The following is an 18,239-nucleotide window of genomic DNA, read 5'->3' on the forward strand; positions in this document are numbered from 1 at the left end:
CTGGCACGGGACTACGAACGCCACCCCGCCACGTCCGAGGCCTTCATCCGCTGGGCCTCGATCGCCACGATGACCCGCCGCATCGCTCGTCGTGCACCGGCCGTGCGTCCGGGACGACGCCGCTTCGACCTTGCTACCTGAAGATCTCAAACACCTTCTCAGTGTCGAAAGCCCTGTGATAGGGGGAGCGACTGAGCGGTCCGTAGCATGACGCGAAGCCTGCGGCGTCGTTACTCAGCCGCCGTGAGGGCGGCATCAGGGAGAGCCGAGCCCTTCGAGATCGGGGTGAAGGCCATGGAAGGCCTGAAGACCTGGAAGTGCAGGCACTGAAGGACTCCTCGGCGTATGGGGCGCGGAACGTTCAGATAGTGGCGGCGGGAACTGGGGAGGCCCTCCCTGGCCCGGCAACCTGCGGATGGGTGTTGCCGGAGCGTGGCGTCCTATAACCGATGACCTCGGGAAGTGGATCGCTGGCCGGGCGGGCGTCGGAGGCGGCCGTAGTACTGCTTGAGCCGGGCGGACAACATAACCGCCGGTGAGGGAAGGGCCGCTGCTTCGTCGATGCGTGTGGTGTCTGGAGGAGCCCGGTGAGTGCCGATGTCGGCTAGTCCCGCCGCTGGCGGGTCCATTGTGGACCCGGTTCGTGCCTTGCAGCATGCGCTCTACTGGGCGGCCAAGGCCGATCCCGGACGAAGGTTCCACGCGTTGCGAGACAAAGTCTTTCGCAGGGACGTCTTGTGGCGCGCGTGGGTCGCGGTGCACCGCAACGATGGTGCTCCCGGTATCGATAACACCACCTTGGCTGACGTCAAGCAGTGCGGGGTGACCCGGCTGCTGGAGGAGTTGGCCACCGAGTTGAGGGACGGCAGCTATCGGCCGTTGGCGTCGCGTCGGGTCTTCATCCCGAAGCCCGGCACGGCCGAGCAGAGACCGTCGGGTTCCGCCCGAAGCGTTCGGCGCACGACGCCCTCCAAGTCCTCGTCGATGAGGCATGGCGGGGCAGGCGGTGGGTGGTGGAGACGGATATCGCTGGCTGCTTTTCGGCGATTCCGCACGACAAGTTGATGCAGGCGGTTGAGGAACGCGTTTGTGACCAGGCAATCCTGAAGCTTCTGCGCGTGATGCTGTGTGCGGGGGTGATGGAGGAGGGCCAGGTCCGCCGGCCAGTGACCGGGGCGGCTCAAGGTGGTCCGATCTCTCCGTTGCTCTGCAACGTCTACCTGCACCGGGTTGATCGGGTGTGGTCGACGCGTGAGCATGGAGTGTTGGTTCGCTTCGCTGACGACGCGGTGGTGATGTGCAAGTCACGCGAGCAGGCCGAGGCCGCCCTCCAGCGGCTTCGGGATCTGTTGGTTGACCTCGGTTTGCAGCCGAAGGATGCCAAGACGCGGATCGTGTGTCTTGAGGTCGGTGGGGAGGGTGTGGACTTCCTTGGCTTCCACCACCGGCTGGTGCGATCGCGGTCTCGCGATGGGCGACGGCCGGTCACCTTCCTCGCCCGCTGGCCCGCGGACAAGGCCATGCAGCACGCCCGTGACCGGGTTCGTGAGCTCACGGCCCGGCGCAGGTTGTCGCTTTCGGTTGAAGCGGTCGTGCAGGATGTCAACGAGTTCCTGCGTGGCTGGACTGGGTACTTCAAGTACGGGCACTCGGCCGAGCGCTTCAGCAAGATCAGGCAGTACATGCGGATGCGGATCGCGTTGTTCATCAGCAAGCGCCACCGCCGCAGCCGACATTTTGGTGTTTGGGCGCTGCTCAACTTCACGCCCGACGAGTTCGGCCTGATCAGGCTCTACGGGATCGTCGTCTCGCCCAGGGCTGGCAAGCCGTGGCGGGAGAAGCTGAATGCCGGCGGTGAACGCCGTCGGTAAGCCGTGTGCGGGAGAACCGCATGCACGGATTGACGGGCGGGAGTTGGAAACGGAGCGGACTGGTCAGGGATACGGAGAAGAACGATCCGGCGGGAAACCGTTGGGTATCAATGGCTTCGTGACCTACCGCCAGGAGACGCCACCGCGCCAGCTCTCGACCCTCCGCCAAGATCCTGGTGTTGAACACCGAAGGAATAAGCACGAGCTGCACGGACGGCACGCGGCGACGAGCCGGGCATCGGGAAGATGGCCGGGGAGCCCCTGGTAAGACTGGATTTGCGAAGATCAAGTCCGAACTATAAGGCTCCCCGTGATCACCTATCGTGCCGAACTCGACGTGCTTCGCGAACTGGCCCGGTACCTCGGCCGGCTGCAGCACGCCGAGCGCCGCCAGCCCGGCACCCGCAAGCACACCCGGGCGTTGACCTGCTTCTGGCAGGCCGTGTTCGGGTTGCGCTGGTTCCGCCAGAACCTCGACGACCCCACGCTCGCCCGCGACCACGGCATCTCCGGCGCGACCGGCTACCGCTACCTCGACGAGGTCATCGACGTGCTCGCCCGCGCACGCTCCCGACCTGCAAGACGTACTCCGCAGGGCCAAAGCCGACGGCGTGACGCACCTGATCCTGGACGGGAAACTGTTCGCCACCGATCGACTGGGCGAGCAGGCCATCAGCGTCAAAGGCGAACTGATCGACGCCTGGTACTCCGGCAAGCACCGCGAACCCGGCGGCAACGTCCAAGCCCTGATGGAACCCGACGGCTTCCAGCTGTGGCTGTCCGAGGTCGAACCCGGCTCCACTCACGACATCACCGCGGCCCGCGCCCACGTGCTCGGTGCTTGTACTGGACCTACTCCCAACTCGACCTGCCCACACTGGCCGACTGCGGCTACGACGGCGCCGGAATCGGCGTGTTTACTCCAGTCAAGCAGCCGGCGGCCGACCAGGTCCACGACAGCGACAACCGCAGCTACAACGCTCTGCTACGCGGCTTGCGGTGTCTGGGCGAGCGCGGGTTCGCCCTGCTGACCGGCCGTTGGCGAGCGCTACGCCACATCACCGCCAGCCCACGCAAGATCGGCGATCACCAAAGCCGAGCTCGTACTCACCTATTTCGAACACGGTCGACTCACGTGAAAGTCGTTGAGATCACGTCATTGACTGGCGGGAGCGGAGGATTAGCGCGTATGGGGAGTATTTGAATTCTATCCACACGCTGATCGAAACGGTCAATAACGCGACATCACATCCCTTGGCGAGTTTGAGTGCGGCGTAGCGGCCAAGGTAGTGCGCCACGGACAGGAGAACCGTATTTTGCTGGGCCTACCACCCTTGCCACCTGTTGATCCGCCGGAGAAACTTTCGAGCGTGTCGAGTGGCTGCTTGCCAATCACCGGTCAAAGCGCTACAGCCTGGTTGGCAGCAACCGTGAGCATATAGCCAATTGGTGCGTGACGGGGTGGTACGCCGAGAGTTGTCAGGTCAGGACATACTTCGGCCTTCATGCTGTGGTCACCGGTGGCTTATGGCTGCTCGTTACCCGACTGTCGATGTCGCTGGTCGTACGCCACTGGCTGATGCGAGCTGTTTTTGTCAGACGGTGGGGCGGGAGTGGAGGGCGTATGAGCGGGAGCGCAACGACAAGCCAACGTCACCAGATGAAGATGGGGTGGCCGGTCAGTAGCCTCCGGCTCCACCATCGTGGCTAGCATCCTGGAGTGTCGCCCGTAGGTGTAATGGTCGCTGGAGTATGGTGGCTCGCGAGCGCATCTGCCGTTGAAACGCACCGGCGGGTACGACCCACCTTCATCGTGCTGACGGTGTATACCTTCGACCTCGGGGAGCAACTACTCATGGCACAGAAGACGATCGTCGAACTAGTCGACGACCTGGACGGTGGTAAGGCTGACGAGAGCCTGACTTTCTCCTTGGACGGCGTGGAGTACGCCATCGACCTGTCGGCGAAGAACGCCGGGAAGCTGCGCGACGCGCTGGCCCAGTTTGTTGGCCACGCCCAACGGGTTGGTGGCCGCAAGCAGCGTGGTGCTGGCACCCGCACCCCAGTGAAGGCCGGCGGCGACAAGGCGCAGAACCAGGCCATCAGGGAGTGGGCGCGGTCGCAGGGCAAGCAGATCTCAGATCGGGGGCGTATCCCCGCTGAGCTGATCGCGGAGTTTCAGGCGGCGCACGCCTGATTTTTGAGACCAGCTGTAACCGCCCAGCGCTCCCCCAGGTGCTGGGCGGTTACAATCGCCACCACCGGCTTCTCGGCTACTCGGCGGTAACGATCGACTCTAGCCGCACTTGCAGCTCAACGATACGAGGATAGTTCCGTATCCTTACTAGCGCTTCGTCTGAGACATGCCCATCGCGCCCAAGTCGATAGCGGAGACCCGCAGTCCCTGGCCGAGGATTCGGGTGTGCGTCATACTCGTTCCGATCAGGCCACGGTCCGGGCCTTGACCTTGTAGTCGGTGACGTCGCTGTTGGCCTCGTCGATACCGAAACTGATGAATCGCTTGGGATGTATGCGGATCACCGCTCCGTCAAATCCGGTCTGCGCACGGTCGGCCGCCCAGGCCGAGTCGATCACCTCGCCTTCGCCGCGGATCTCCACACACCGGGGCCACCACGGCTGCACCGAGACGGCGTCTTAATCCAATCACCGTTGGGGGCGATGACCGAGAAGCCGTCTCGGGCTCATTTCATTCCCTTACGGGAAATATGCAGGGTACTTCGAAATTGGTTCGAGCCGACACGACGGGAGCCGCTGCGCTTCTGTCGTAAGCCTGCACTCGCCGAGCTCAAACCCGGCTAGTTTTGTACACTCAAAATACAATCCGGCCGGATCGTTTGCACCTGCGAATTGACGCCACATCCAGGACCACCAGGACGGACACTCACCCAACGGTAACCGTCACCACCCCGACTCCCCCACCCGATCGAGGCGGGGACGGAAGTGCCACCTTCACAGTGGCGTCCGCCGTAAGCCTGGACGTCCGGCGTGGTAAACCAGTCCACAGTGACGTCCGGATGGTAGCCGCTACCACCAATCAGACACCGACCGTTGACGCGAATACTTTGGGCCGTCGTGTTCTGGTAGCTGACAGCGACGCACGCCTGCTGCGGCCCCGCTGAACAGCCCTGCGCGGCAGCTGTTCCGGCGGTCAGAATCAGCGTTCCCGCCGAGAGGCTGACAGCCGCCATAGCGCCAGCAAACCACGGCCTTGCGCGGTCCATGTACCCCGCCTTCCTTGAGCTCATTTCATTCCACTACGAAAGAGTGCTGAACGTTGGCCCCATCGGTCACCACGTCGCGGATTGTGTGGGTGGCGTCCGCTGCGCCCGTTGTGGACATCGAGGCTCTGGTTGCTGACCATGATGAGGTCATGTGGCCGCTACAATCGGAGCCGTGCTCGCGGCCGCTGTTGGCGCCACGGGAAGCGGCAATACCAAGTGTCACAGGACGTTTTCGTGACGTAACCGTCAATGGCTGCCTAAAGCAGCTGATCAAGGACTTCAGCCCGCTCCCCACCACGCCATTCGGCGAATCCCGACCCGTTACTCCGCCATATCGTGAAGTCCTTCCTCAGTGCTGCTTCACTGCGGGGCCACCGGCCCGCATCGGGGCGACTCGACGGGCGTGGCGCCGGGTTCTGAATCGCGGTGGACATAGGCCCACCAGCTACGTCGAGCGTAACCTCTCTGGCCGGCGATCGACGACCCACAGGACGGTGAATCCGAAAAACGCGGAACTGGTAGAGCACATGAAGTGTCGATTGAGCGATGGGCAAGCATAATCCCTCAGATCATCTTCAACCTGACTCACGGCTGGTAGCGGCCTACCAGCGGGGCGGGCGCGCCGATCTGGCGGTGCGGCGGCTGCGGCGCCCCGGCCCGGCCGAACTGATCAGTGCCGCCGAGCGCGGCACGTGGTCTCAGGCGATGGCCGACTACACTCAGCAGACCTACTAATCGGCGGTCCGTTGTGGACCGTGCGGCGGTGATGGAGCTGATCCGGATGGCGGTCGGGGCGGTAATGACCGAGCAGAGGATCGGGCTGTGGTTGCGTCGGCACGGCCTCACCTGCAGCGCCCGGCCCGGGCGGGCCTACGGGCAGCAGCAGCCGGCTGCGGCGTGCGCACGTGGCTGGACGCCGGGTGTCCGGCGATCGCGGCGCGGACGAGGACCAGGGTTGCCGCCGGTTCACGGGTCGCCGACAAAGTCGACGCGCTGATACCGAATCTAGTCTTGACTCTGTCGGGGATCTTGAAAGTCTCAAGGTCAGCCGCTGGCGGCCCGCCATGACGTCAGCCGGGGGATCTCATGCTGGTCCAGGAAGTCCTGAAACGCCGTCGGTGGCCGGGCAGGGGGTGCTTCGTTGGCTGATGACTGACCGCTGAGGCGCTCGATGTTCACGGCGATAGCCGTGAACACGTGCTGCAGGTGGGCCTTGGGCTGTCCCCGATAACGGCAGCGGCGCATGCCGTGTCCATGTGCGAACTCGTTGACGGTGCTCTCCACTCCGGAGCGGACCGCTTAGTGGGCTTGCCAGTCGGGCGTGTGCTGCTCGGAGCGGACGCGGGCTTGCAGGTCGCGAAGTTCTCGCGGGGAAAGCCCACGTTCCGGGCGCTGTCGCGGGAGGTGGTGCACTGGGCGCGGACCGGGCAGGGTTGGCACTGCCTCTTGGTGAACCGTGCCACGATCAGCGGGGCCGCGGTGGGTGAGGAGGTCGGGTAAGGGCCGTGCCAGCCCTTGCTCGTCTGGCCTTGGGGGCAGGTCACCTGCCGGCGGTCGAAATCGATGTGGAAGTCATCCCGGCCGAAGCCTTCGTTGCGGCCGTGCTGGCGGGTGGGGTTGCCCGGCAACGGGCCAGTGACCGTCACCTGGTGCTGCCGGGCGGCGTGCGCCAGGTGGACCAGGGAGGTGTAGCCGCCATCGACCAGGTGCTCAGTGGGCAGCAGGCCACGGCGGGAAAGCGTGTGTGGATGCCGGGCAGGGCCTGGGCATCGTTGGTCGTGGCCGGGGTGGTGGCCACATCGGTGATCACATTCGCGCCGTCCGGGGTGCAGGTCTCGGTCAGATGCGCGAGAAATCCCTTCCAGCGGGTGGTCTGCCCGCGGCGGGCGTAGCGGGCGGTGAGGTCGTAAGGAGACACGATCGCCAGCGACGAGGGCGGCAGCCCGCCGTCGGTGTCGGTGCGCCAGCGCAGGCGGCCCGCCGCGTCGCGATAGTAGTTCTGCACGACGATCTGTCGCAGGGCTTCAACGCGGGGGCCGAACGCACCGCCCGCCCCGTGCTGACGCAGATGTTCCAGCAGCTGGCAGGCGTCATCGCCGGTGGTGTTGATCCTGGTCTTGGGGCCGGGTGGGGTTCTTGCCTAGCCGTGTCGGACGGCCGTAGCGGCGTCCCCACTCGCCATCGACCAAGCCTGACAGCAGGTTTGGGGCGGTCCTTGCCAGCTCCTCCAGCGCTGCCCGGACCGCCTCGGTGATTAACTCCAGCCGGGTCAAGTCGCGTACTGCGGCAAGGACATGGGTGGAATCGGTGCGCTGCGTGGTGCGTTCACGCACGAGCCCAGCGTGCCTGAGGCGGGCCAGCGCGAGATCGAGCAGGCGGTCGGCGCGATCGTTGTGGGTGAGACGCTGGCGGAAGTCGGCCAGCACACTGTGGTGGAAACCGGGATCGTCCAGTTCCGTAGTCAGGGCGTACTTGAAGTCGATGCGGCGGCGGACCGCTTCGGCGGCCTGCCGGTCGGACAGGTTGAGCAGGAACTGCAGCACGCAGATGGTGGCCAGTTGGGCGGGTGAGAGGCCTGGGCGCCCGTCGCGTGAGTACCACTCGGTGAAGTCGTCGTCGTGCCACACCCGTCCAGCCGGTCGCGCACCCACATCGCCGTCGTACCGCGCGGATTGCTGGCATGAGCCATCCGCGCGGTGAGTTCCGGGACCTCCACTGCGGATCGGGAACGAGCCGGTAGGGACACCTGGCCACCTCCGGGGGTGTTGTGACTTCACCGACCCCAGAAGCCTCACTGTTACCGACCGGTCACCCTCCGTGACACACCGGCTGCTCCCAAGATTCCCGACAGAGTCAAGCTGAGCGCTGGCGCCCGTGAGGAGCGTGGCTGAATTGCGGCGTTGCTCCTCTGGAGTCATGCACGAGTTCTTCCGCTCCGCGGCCGAGGGCAAGGCCAGGTTGTGCGACCTGGGCCACCGCGAGCCCGCCTGTGCGAACCGTCCGGCGCCAGCCGAACACATCGTCGAGCCCGGCCCTCCGCCGCAGAGTCCGACCGTCGCCCCAATCGTCGACTGCTGTTCACTACACGGCCATTGACGCTCCTTCTAGCTTTAACGCCCGTCGAGGTTGATTAGCCGCTGCCCATCCATTTGATCGCGACGGGCTGATCATGGTCACAGACTGCGGCGGCGCACCATCGGAACATGGTCACTCTCTGCTTATCGTTGAACACGATCGGGAGTCGATCTGAACATGCGACGTAAGTTCGCCTGTCAGGCGACGTCTTTCCGAAAATTGAGGAAGCGGCACGGTTGGGTGCGCGTGTGCGTGTTCGTGGTTCGGGATTTTGCGGAACAATCGTTGGGTGCGTTGTCTTTTTGTGAAGCGTGAGATTGGCTAACGGCGCTTGTGTTCCATCTCACGTTGGTTGACCGTGGAGGGCAAATGAGAGTAGTTAAGATCCTGTCTCCGAGGAAGGCTGGGCGTTCCTTGGCGGTGGTGATCGTCTCGGCTGTGCTGGCGCTGGCCGGGGCGGGAACCGCGTCGGCCGCATACCACGGCCCCTGGCAGAGTGTTGCGTGGGCCAACGACGGCACGACCCCGGATGTCGTCGGCGACTGCAACCAGAACGACGGCGGCGTGGTGCCACACTACTGCCACTACCACGAGGTCCAGACCTATGACCAGTTAGGCGGCGTGCACCAGGTCGGTAACCTGCTGTCCAACTGCGGTTCGAACGCGACGCTGACCCAGACCATCACGCAGACGTACACCACCATCAGCTCGTATAGTTATTCCAGAACCAGCGAGTTCTCCACGAACGTCGGGCTACAAATGGAGGAGGGGTTCACTGGCGGTGTCTCGGCCAGTATGAGCAAGACGCAGACCTGGACGGTCGGCACCATGGTGTCCACGGCGTCGTCCATCGCCATCACGGTTCCGGCGCACTCCCGCGGCGCTCTGTACTTCCAGCCGCGTATCCATGTGTCCCAGGGCTGGCTGGAAGTTAATTACTGGGAGCGCAACCATGGTCACTACTTCTGGTACTACCCGGGGCAGGGGACGACCGGGGTCACCGTCAAGGTGCCGATCCAGAATTCGGACCACACCTTCTCTGGCATTTTCAGCACGCGTTCCACACCTTGTTGAGGCGCGCTGGTCCAGCGTAATCCATTTCGTTGGAGGCCAGGTGGGCTTCGGTTCTGTCTCGGTGCGGTGCGGTCGCCAGGCTCTGCGCTAGCGGCGCCACCGTTAGCCGGACGGAAAGTTGACCATGTAGTTGGCCAGACCGGAACGCCGGCGGGAGCGTCGTAACACAATCGGGACCTTGCCGACCTGCGTGCCTTGGCGCTGGCCGCGAACTGAGTGTCCATCCTGGTGTGGATCTCCCAAGTGCAGATTGGGGTGCTCGCTTGCGCTGAAACGTGGAGCAGGCACGGACTCGGTGCTCTCGCTTTGCCAAGGCTTCGTGATCACCAGAAATACCGTGCCTGTTCTGCCAGTATGGCGTGCCAACTCTGGCTCGAAAACCACAGGTGAGCACGCAGGCGACAGCACCCGGCGCAGCGAACCGAGCCAAGCGCCAGTTGGCTGGCGGCCGAATCGACGGCTGTCCGGCGTCTCAATCCATGACCGAGGAAGTGAACACCATGAAGGCTTTCGGCGTCACAGAGTTCGGCGGTCCCGAAGCGCTGCACTCTCTGGACCTGCCGATCCCCGAACCCGGTCCCGGAGAGATCCGCATCCGGGTCGCGGCGGCGGCCGTCAACGCCGTCGATTCCCTTATCCGCAGCGGAGTGGCGAGGTTCTCCGACACTCAGCCGCCGTTCGTTCCGGGGGCGGACGCGGCCGGTGTCGTCGACCAGATCGGCGGCGGCACGGACACCGACCTGAGCCTCGGCGACCGTGTGATGGCGATCGTCCTTCCCGCCGGAACACATGGTGCGTACGCGCAGTACGTCACCGTGCCCGCCGAGTCCGCGGTCAAGGCACCCACGAACACAGGTGACGAAGAGGCCGCGACCGTGCCGATGAACGGGCTTACCGCGCGCCTCGCACTGGACACGCTCGGCCTCGCCGCGGGCCAGGTCGTCGCAATCACCGGCGCCGCAGGCGCCGTCGGCGGCTACGCGGTCCAACTGGCGAAGACCGACGGGCTACAGGTCATCGCCTCGGCCGCTCCTGAGGACGAGGATCTGGTGCGCAAGCTGGGCGCCGACATCGTGGTGCCACGCGGGCCCGAATGGGCGTATCAGGTGCGCGAGCACGTGTCGAACGGCGTCCATGGCCTCGTGGACGCGGCGGGCCTCGGCGACCTTGCCGTTCCCGCCGTCCGAGACGGCGGCACGGTGGTGAGCCTGCGCGGCCAGGACGGCGCCGAGGACCGAGGGATCGTCGTGAAATCCATCGTGGTCTTCCGGTACGCGCGCGAGCACGCCAAGCTCGACCAGCTGCGTCAGCAAGTGGAACAAGGCACGCTGCTGCCGCGGGTCGCGCGGGTGTTGCCAGCGGATCAGGCCGCCGAGGCCCACCGGCTTCTGGAGGCAGGTGGCCTACGCGGCCGGATCGTCCTCGCTTTCTGATATCCAGAGCGGCATGGTGCGCGCTGGTGCTTTCTACCCACGACTTGGCAGGCCGAGAAGACGGTCGGCGTTGGCGTGCGCGATCTTCTCGCGTATGGCGGGATCGAGGGCGAGCCCGGAGAGCCAGCGTGTGGAGACGGTGTTGTCGGAGAAGGGGTAGTCGACGGAGAAGAGGATCCTGTCGTCTCCGAAGATCCGCCGTGCCAACTGGAAGGGACCGTCGTAGTAGTAGCCGCTGGTGGTGATCCAGAAGTTCTGCTGGAGGTAGGCGGCGACGGGCTTGGAGAGATTGGCCGTGAGCGGGTTCAGCATCTCGTCGACGCGCTGGGCGTGGAACGGCAGCCCTTCGCCGAGGTGGCCGAGGATGATCTTCAGGTCGGGGTGTCGGTCGAAGACGCCAGCGGTGATCAGGCGCAGGGCGTGCAGTGAGGTCTCGTAGTGCCAGCCGTAGCCGGCGGTGGCGAGCATGCGTCCGACCAGCGGCGGCAGGCCGCCGTAGTAGGCGCCGAGAACCGGCGCGGGCGGCGTGCCTGGGTGCAGGTAGATCGGCACTCCGAGGCGCGCGGCGGTCTCGAGTACGGCCGTGTGGTCGGGGTGGTCAAGGAAGAGGCCGTGGGTGGTGCCGTTGATCAGGGCGCCGACGAATCCGAGCTCGGTCACGGCGTGCTCCAGTTCGGCCGCCGCGGCGTCCGGATTCCCGGTGGGCAGCGTGGCGAAGGCCGCGAAGCGGTCCGGGCGGGCGGCGATGTCCTTGTGCAGCCGCGTGTTGAGGTCACGGGCCAGCGGGACGGCGACCTCGTCGGGCAACTCCTGCACGCCCGGACCGACAGCCGAGAGGACCTGGACGTCGATGCCCGCGGCGTCCATGTCGGCCAGGCGATCCTCGGCCACGTCCAGCAGCCGCTGCTCCGGGGCCATCGGTAGCCAGGACAGGTCCATGCCGGTGGCGGCCAGCAGATCCGGCGTGGCGTAGTGCTCTTCGAGGGCGACTATGCGGGTCATGGTCCTTGTCTCCTTGAGGCCCGGCGCGAGGGCTGACGGTCCGTGTCTCCGCGCGGGACGCGGCGGTAGGCGCGGGCTGACGGGTCGTGCCCGCGCCGGCTCTCTGTCAGGGCTGCAACAGCACCTTGATGGCACGGCGCACGTCCATGGCGTGGTACGCCTCGGCGACCTGGGCGAGCGGCAGGGTCAGGTCGAAAACCTTGCCCGGGTTGATCCGCCCGGTCCACACCCGCTCGATCAGGTCGGGCAGAAACGCGCGAACCGGGGCAGGGCCGCCGCGCAGCCCGACGTGGGAGGAGAACAGCTCGTCGACCGGGATGTTGACGTCGTGCGGGACACCGACGAATCCGACGTGGCCGCCGGGGCGGGTGGCGCGCAGGGCTTGGTGCATCGACTCATTGGTGCCGACGCACTCGAGCACGCTGTCCGCGCCGATCCCGTCGGTCATCTCCTTGATGACCTTGACACCTTCGTCGCCGCGCTCGGTGACGATGTCGGTGGCGCCGAACTCGCGGGCGAGCCGCTGCCGGTCGGTGTGCCGGCTCATCGCGATGATGCGCTCGGCGCCGAGCTCCTTGGCCGCGATCACGCCGCACAGCCCGACCGCACCGTCGCCGACGACCGCGACCGTGGCGCCCGGCTTCACTTCGGCCGCGACGGCGGCGTACCAGCCGGTGCCCATCACGTCGGACACGGCCAGCAGGCCGGGGACGAGCGCTTCGCTCGGCTGACCTGGGATGGCCACCAGGGTGCCGTCAGCCTGCGGGATACGGACATACTCGGCCTGGCAGCCGCCGAAGTACTCGCGGTTCAGGCACGAGGTCTGATACCCGTTGCGGCAGTTCGGGCAGGTGTTGTCGGAGGCGAAGAAGGACCCGACGACGTACTGGCCGGGCTTGACGGTCGTGACCCCGGCGCCGACCTCCTCGACGACGCCGACGTATTCGTGGCCGATCGTGGTCGGTTCGGTGACGGGGTTGATGCCGCGATAGCTCCACAGGTCGGAGCCGCATACGCAGGTCGCGACGGTCCGGATGATGGCATCGGTCGGCGCGATGATCCGCGGATCAGGGACCTCCTCGCTGCGGACGTCGCCGGGGGCGTGGATTACGGTGCCGCGCATGGGAACTCAGCTTTCTCGGTGAGGGATGTCCGGGGTTCCGCGGTGCCGTGCATCAGGCGCACGCTCCGGCGCGTGTGCGGGCCCGGCGTACTCCGCGTCGGTGACGTGTTCGAACCAGGTGGCCTCGCCGGTTTCCCCAACGCGAGGTGGATCATGAAGTGGTCGGGTGCGGTGGCCCGTTCGGTGACGAGCGCCTCGAGCTGGTCGGCGGCAGTGAACGCGGCGGGCCAACGGAGTGGAACGCCAGATGCGTGACGGCCTCGGCTATCTCCTCCACCTTCGCGGCTCCTTGCTTGAGATCCACCCTGTCGAAATCGTACGTTCAAATGACCCGTCCCTAGAATGGAACACGCTCCCGCTCAGTATAAGAGAACGATCTCATCGCGCGATGTGGCTATCCGGGGAGAAATTTCTCCCCCTCATGGAATCGGATCCAGGTGTCATGACGGCCCTAGAATGCGGTATCACTTCACGTTGCCCGGGGCAGAACATCACCATGTCTGACTCCACGAACCTCGCCCGGGGCCGTCGCCCGTACGACTCCGGCACCCCTCAGCGAAGCTGGTGATCATGAGCCGTCCCGAGAGCTGGAGCGAGCTCGGCGCCTTTCTCAAGGCCCGCCGCGCCGAGCTCAGCCCAGAACAGGTCGGGCTGCCCGACGGCCCGGGCCACCGCCGCGTCCGCGGACTTCGGCGTGAGGAGGTCGCGCTGCTCGCCGCGATCAGCACCGACTACTACATGCGCATCGAGCAGGGCCGCATCAAAGCCTCCTGCGCGGTCCTGGCCGAGTTGGCCAAGGCGCTGCGTCTGAACGACGACCAGAGCGCCTACCTCTACGAACTTGCCACCAAGGACGCCGGCCCTCGATCGCGCCGTCCCGCCCGTCAACAGGTCTCGTTGCCGCTGTGGCGGATGCTCGACGACATGCCCACCAGCCCCGCGTTCGTCATCGGGCGGCGCACCGAGATCCTTGCCTGGAACGAGCTGGCCGCCGCCGTCTTCACCGACTTCGCCACGATTCCCGAGAAGGACCGCAGCTACATCAAGGTGCTGTTCACCGATCCGGCGATGCGAACCCTCTACATGGACTGGGAGGAAGTAGCCCGCCTAGCCATCAACCAACTCCGCATGCACAGCGCACGCTATCCGGACGATCCGCAGCTCGCGGCGACAGTCGGCGAACTGTCCGTCAAGGACGCTCAGTTCCCCACATGGTGGGCCGCCCGCCAGGTCAACGTCCGCAGCTCCGGCACCAAGCGGCTGCGTCACCCGGTCGTCGGCGAGCTGGTCCTGGATTGGAGCGCCTTGACCTGTGCGAACGACCCGGACCAGCAGATCATCGTGTGGACCGCCGAGCCGGCCTCGCCGACCCACGACGCCCTGCGGATGCTCGCTGCCTGGAACGCCACCTCACAGGAGTCTCAGGACACCGCCCGCTGACCGCTGCCCAACCAAGTCGCCGGCGACGCGAAAACAGTCCGATGCGGTTGAAGTGGCATGTGCGACGCAGCCAGGTTACGTGTGTGCGTTGGCCGCCACCGGCCGGGCCACCATCTTAGTCTGCGCCTACTTCGCAGTGTGAATGAGTTCTACGATCGGCTTGGTGAGTAGATCTGGCTCTGGAGGGCGTGTGCCGGGTCGAGACAGACCTGGAGCTTCGCCAGATGACGCTCTTCACCTACGACCCCAAAGGTATGTCCGGCTCGCTGGGCAGCCGTCCGACGCGCCATGATGCTTCGGCCGCCCATCACCGACGATCTCGGCCGATGGCGGTCGGCGTGGACGGCCGCCGCTGACAGCATCCGTGACCGCTCGCTGTGCGCGGGTACATGGTGTAGTGCTTCGGCCGTGGAAGCGGACCTCAGCAGTGGGTTTCCCAGGTCGGTATCAAAGTACTGCTGAAGAGCTAAAGGATGGCAAAGAACTTCACCATCTCGGTGATCGCTTGATCCACGTACTCGGGCGTATCGTACATTGCGATATGAGTGGCACCCTCGACGACGAACAACTCTTTCGGTCCTTGTGACAGCTCGTAGGCCTGGTCGCTCCACAACTTTGTGTCCGCCTTGCTTCCCGCGATGAGGAGCATCGGCTGGGTTAGAAAATCCGGAATCCGGTCAAAGACCGAGAAGGCGAGCATTCTGTCCATGCTGGTCAGCAGGAACCGGCCCTTCGAGTTGGGATGCGCACCTCGGGGAGTCCGATAGTAGTCGTATCCTTCGCGCAGCATGTCCGGCGTGTTCTCGTCGATGTCCTCAAGTTTTTCCGGGACGAATGGGGCGTAGAGACGCTCCCCTCCTCGTGCTTCCGCTGTGCGCTGCTTGGCGACCATTTCCAGCGTCGCGACGTGCTCGGAGGCCGGGACTTGATGCCCCATGAAGGCTCTGGAGCTCTCGCCCATCGGGGCGGCGCTGACGGTCGCCACCGCCTTGAAGCGATGCTCGGTCTGCGCCACGCTGATGGCGTAGCCGCCCCCGGCGCAGATGCCGTAGACCCCCATACGGTCGGGGTCTACGAACGGAAGGGTGGTAAGAAAGTCCGCCGCGCAGCGGGCGTCTTCCACCCTGGTCGACGGGTCCTCCAGGAGGCGGGGTTCGCCGCCGCTTTCTCCCTGGTAGGAGGAGTCGTAGACCACGACGACGTAGCCGTGCTCGGCGAGCCTTTTGGCGTAGAGGCCGATGGTCTGTTCCTTCACACCACCGGCTGGATGAATCCCGACGAGAGCCGGATATGTCTCGTCTTCGCTGAATTTGTCCGGCAGGTGAAGATGACCTGAAATTTCTACTGCCTTGTTCCTGAATGAAACGAGTGTCACCACGATGTGCCCCTTTCGGTGTGGCCCCCAGATGTGCCGACCGTCGAACCGACATGAATCGACGGTAATTGCGCAATTCTCTGGCTGGAGATGGGGATCGCCCTCGGCGGACCGAACGCGCGGCTTGGACCGCCGAGGGCGATCGGCTGGTCAGCTCAGTGTCTTCATCAGTTCCTGGGCCAGCGGGACGGCCGAGGCCGGGTTCTGACCGGTATAGAGGGTGCGGTCCACCTCCACATGTGGCGCGAAGGGCTCGCCTTCGCGGTAGTCCGCGCCCAGGTCGGTGGTCAGCCGGTCCTGTAGCAGCCATTTCGCCCGGTCCGCCAGGCCGTTCAGCTTTTCCTCGGCGTTGCTCAGGCTGGTGAGGCGGTAGCCGGCGAACGGGGACCGGCCGTCACTGTCGAGGGTGGCCAGCAGCGCTGCGGGGCCGTGGCAGACCAGCGCCAAGGGCTTGCCTGAGGCGAGCCAGTCGGTGAGCAGCCGGCCGGATTCGGCATTGTCGGGGAGGTCTTCCATCGGTCCCCATCCACCGGGAACGAACACGGCGTCGTAGTCGTCGATGCGCACGTCCTCGATCCGCATCGGGTGTGCCAGTTCGGTCGCGTCGCGCAGCGCGGCCTTCATGCGCTCTGCGCCCTCGATGCCGTCGTTGAATTCCGGTGTGAGGCTGGCGGCGTCGGCCGTCGGTGGGACACCGCCGGGGGTGGCCGCGGCGATCTCGTAGCCGGCCTTGGTGAACACTTCGTACGGGCCGAGTGCCTCCTCGGCCCAGAAGCCTGTCGGCTGCTCGGACCCGTCGGCCAGCGTCCAGTGAGTGGCCGCTGTGATCAGGTAAAGGACCTTCGTCATGGGTTCTCCTCGATCAGCCGTTCAGCACGTGCTGCAGGACGTGGCTGTCGGCGGCTTGCCGAAGGTGTGCCAGCTTGCCGTCTCGGATTGTCCACAGATGGACGAACCGCGCGTCCACGGTCTTTTCCGCCTTCGTCACTCCGTGGTAGTGCCCGAATACGAACACGTGGTCGTCGGCGTCGGCGTAGTACGTCTCCGCCTTTGCGGAGAATGACTCGAACAGCGGCAGGAGTGAACCGAAGAAGTCATTGAGCATACTTTCGTAACCGTGGTAGATCCCTCCGAACGGGAAGCCTGGAGTGATGTCCCACTCAAGATCCGGGGCCATGATCTCCTTGGTCACAGCCGGGTCGGCGTTCGAGTCGTACAGCCGGCGGGCGAGTGTGATGTTCGGTGATTCGGACACGCTGCATCCTTATTAATTGATGAATCGCGATCGGCGTGGAAGGCCGCGCGGGCTATGGACGTCAGCATCCCATTGGATCCCCGTGGAACGGTCACGGTGTGAGGGGGAGGGTTTTCTCCCCTGCATGGCCGCCGCTGGATGTGTAATTCTTGCTTCGCGGGGCCAGCGGGCTCAGTTCGAACGTCAAGTGTGTTGCGTTGTGCGGAAGGCGGGGCGTGGGTACGCGAACTGACCGGTGGCTTCGTGACGCATGCGGTGTTGGAGTCCGGGTACGCTCGGCAGCCTGCAGACGGCTTTTGAGGTTGTCCGCGGCGGCGACTCGATCAGCCGAGTCGGTGCTCCGCCTTACTCAGAGGGCGCCTTCGGCTACCTCGGACCGTCCGACGTGGCAGCCGACCTCGCGTTTCGCCGCGGTCGGGTGCACCCAGCGGCCCCAGTCGTGGTTGCCGAGGCCCATGAGCACCCACGCGGTGACGGCCGACGACGTTCTCCTGGTGTGCTTCCCCTCGTATCGTGGAGACCTGAACCAAGAGAGATGATCAGGTCGTGGGAACAAGAGACGCCGGTTCGATACCGATTTCCGCGCTGGTGCGGTGTGGATCGTGGCCGAGACCGGCAAACCGGGCGCCCAGGTCGCGCGTGATCTGGGGATCCGACCATCAGCGCGATCCAGACACTCACAATGCATGGAGAAGAGCGACGTCCCACGTTTGCGAGTGGACCTCAAGGCCGTAAAGCGGGGTGTGACGGGGACAATCGGCGACCTCGACGTCCGGAGCGGAAGGCTCGCGAGGAAACCCAACTGGTGCAACAGATGCTGGCGCGGGTGCTCGCGGCGAACGTGGTGTTCGGGTGGTTCGCCGCCGATGCCGGCTATGGTCGTGCCGCGGGCATGCGCACGTTCTGCTACGACCACGCCGTCACCTACGCGATGGCTGTCCCGCTCGATCTGCCGCTGATCGATGTACGGGCAGACGTTGTGCTGCAAGGACATCCTGAGCGATCGCGTCCACCAGTGGGAGCGCCGCCCGGCTGGCGAGGGCGGCAAGGGCCAGCGACTCTACGACTGGGCGATGCACGCGGCCACGGTGGAAACGATCAGTCCACGGCCGCCACGATGGCCAAGAGGGGCAGGACAGCTAGTAGGACTTTGTTAGGTCGTCATGGTGGCCGCTGATGACATGTGGGGCATCGACCTGTCCAGGTCGCGAGCAACACCTGGAGCACGTGCAGGATCTTGTAGAAAGTCAAGCCGCCCCAACAGCTTTTGGGTCGCTCAGACGCAACTCGGTCAGGAACAGGTGTGCGGTCGAGACCAGGGTGACGTGACGGTGCCACCCGATCCAGGA

The 18,239-nt window shown here is 65.3% G+C and carries 16 protein-coding genes and 1 pseudogene; 7 read left to right on the plus strand and 10 right to left on the minus strand.

What is annotated here, in order from left to right; all coding sequences use genetic code 11:
• The first annotated feature begins 815 nt into the window (after positions 1 to 815).
• The 3 genes and pseudogenes from BCF44_RS54100 (at position 816) to BCF44_RS54110 (ending at position 4,068) form a co-directional block, all read left to right on the plus strand.
• Positions 816 to 1,871, plus strand: a complete 1,056-nt coding sequence (locus BCF44_RS54100; protein ID WP_211353707.1) for a reverse transcriptase domain-containing protein — start codon at positions 816 to 818, stop codon at positions 1,869 to 1,871.
• A 310-nt stretch (positions 1,872 to 2,181) separates the two neighbouring features.
• Positions 2,182 to 3,010: pseudogene (locus BCF44_RS54105) on the plus strand (transposase family protein).
• A gap of 716 nt (positions 3,011 to 3,726) precedes the next feature.
• Entirely contained in the window at positions 3,727 to 4,068 is a 342-nt protein-coding gene (locus tag BCF44_RS54110; RefSeq protein WP_116182418.1) for a histone-like nucleoid-structuring protein Lsr2, read from the plus strand.
• 245 nt (positions 4,069 to 4,313) lie between these two features.
• On the opposite strand, the gene BCF44_RS56430 is transcribed toward BCF44_RS54110, so the two are convergent.
• The 5 genes from BCF44_RS56430 to BCF44_RS57275 form a co-directional block, all read right to left on the minus strand.
• Positions 4,314 to 4,490, minus strand: a complete 177-nt coding sequence (locus tag BCF44_RS56430; protein ID WP_170218280.1) for a PNPOx family protein — start codon at positions 4,488 to 4,490, stop codon at positions 4,314 to 4,316.
• 1,667 nt (positions 4,491 to 6,157) lie between these two features.
• Positions 6,158 to 6,397, minus strand: a complete 240-nt coding sequence (locus BCF44_RS59495; RefSeq protein WP_211353708.1) for a transposase — start codon at positions 6,395 to 6,397, stop codon at positions 6,158 to 6,160.
• A complete protein-coding gene (locus tag BCF44_RS59500; RefSeq protein WP_211353709.1) occupies positions 6,289 to 6,759 on the minus strand; it encodes a transposase in 471 nt (156 codons plus the stop codon). Before BCF44_RS59500 ends, BCF44_RS59495 begins: the two co-directional genes overlap by 109 nt.
• Positions 6,756 to 7,118 (minus strand): hypothetical protein, encoded by a 363-nt coding sequence (locus BCF44_RS57270; RefSeq protein WP_211353710.1) that lies wholly within the window; start codon positions 7,116 to 7,118, stop codon positions 6,756 to 6,758. The genes BCF44_RS59500 and BCF44_RS57270 overlap by 4 nt, the downstream gene beginning before the upstream one ends.
• An 85-nt stretch (positions 7,119 to 7,203) precedes the next feature.
• Positions 7,204 to 7,740, minus strand: coding sequence for a transposase (locus BCF44_RS57275; RefSeq protein WP_211353711.1), 537 nt, complete (start codon positions 7,738 to 7,740; stop codon positions 7,204 to 7,206).
• A gap of 862 nt (positions 7,741 to 8,602) precedes the next feature.
• On the opposite strand from BCF44_RS57275, the gene BCF44_RS54120 reads away from it, so the two are divergent.
• Both BCF44_RS54120 and BCF44_RS54125 read left to right on the plus strand, forming a co-directional pair.
• Positions 8,603 to 9,262 carry a hypothetical protein gene (locus BCF44_RS54120; RefSeq protein ID WP_147329093.1) on the plus strand — a complete coding sequence of 220 codons (660 nt, stop codon included), beginning with the start codon at positions 8,603 to 8,605 and terminating at the stop codon, positions 9,260 to 9,262.
• Between the two features lie 479 nt (positions 9,263 to 9,741).
• Positions 9,742 to 10,695, plus strand: coding sequence for an NADP-dependent oxidoreductase (locus BCF44_RS54125; RefSeq protein ID WP_246016337.1), 954 nt, complete (start codon positions 9,742 to 9,744; stop codon positions 10,693 to 10,695).
• Positions 10,696 to 10,728: 33 nt separating this feature from the next.
• On the opposite strand, the gene BCF44_RS54130 is transcribed toward BCF44_RS54125, so the two are convergent.
• Positions 10,729 to 11,697 (minus strand): amidohydrolase family protein, encoded by a 969-nt coding sequence (locus tag BCF44_RS54130; RefSeq protein WP_116182412.1) that lies wholly within the window; start codon positions 11,695 to 11,697, stop codon positions 10,729 to 10,731.
• Positions 11,698 to 11,803: 106 nt separating this feature from the next.
• Entirely contained in the window at positions 11,804 to 12,820 is a 1,017-nt protein-coding gene (locus BCF44_RS54135) for a zinc-dependent alcohol dehydrogenase family protein (RefSeq protein WP_116182413.1), read from the minus strand.
• A gap of 570 nt (positions 12,821 to 13,390) precedes the next feature.
• Here BCF44_RS54135 and BCF44_RS54140 point away from each other — a divergent pair.
• The gene (locus BCF44_RS54140; protein ID WP_116182420.1) at positions 13,391 to 14,260 is read left to right on the plus strand and encodes a helix-turn-helix domain-containing protein; all 870 of its coding nucleotides are present in this window, start codon (positions 13,391 to 13,393) and stop codon (positions 14,258 to 14,260) included.
• 466 nt (positions 14,261 to 14,726) lie between these two features.
• On the opposite strand, the gene BCF44_RS54145 is transcribed toward BCF44_RS54140, so the two are convergent.
• The 3 genes from BCF44_RS54145 to BCF44_RS54155 form a co-directional block, all read right to left on the minus strand.
• Entirely contained in the window at positions 14,727 to 15,638 is a 912-nt protein-coding gene (locus tag BCF44_RS54145; protein ID WP_246016338.1) for an alpha/beta hydrolase, read from the minus strand.
• A gap of 147 nt (positions 15,639 to 15,785) precedes the next feature.
• Entirely contained in the window at positions 15,786 to 16,484 is a 699-nt protein-coding gene (locus BCF44_RS54150) for a type 1 glutamine amidotransferase domain-containing protein (RefSeq protein ID WP_116182415.1), read from the minus strand.
• A 13-nt stretch (positions 16,485 to 16,497) separates the two neighbouring features.
• Entirely contained in the window at positions 16,498 to 16,890 is a 393-nt protein-coding gene (locus BCF44_RS54155) for a nuclear transport factor 2 family protein (protein ID WP_116182416.1), read from the minus strand.
• Between the two features lie 814 nt (positions 16,891 to 17,704).
• On the opposite strand from BCF44_RS54155, the gene BCF44_RS55170 reads away from it, so the two are divergent.
• On the plus strand, positions 17,705 to 18,067 hold the full coding sequence (locus BCF44_RS55170) for a hypothetical protein (protein WP_246016339.1): 363 nt from the start codon (positions 17,705 to 17,707) through the stop codon (positions 18,065 to 18,067).
• Positions 18,068 to 18,239 lie beyond the last annotated feature (172 nt).

The organism is Kutzneria buriramensis (assembly GCF_003387475.1).
GTDB lineage: Bacteria > Actinomycetota > Actinomycetes > Mycobacteriales > Pseudonocardiaceae > Kutzneria > Kutzneria buriramensis.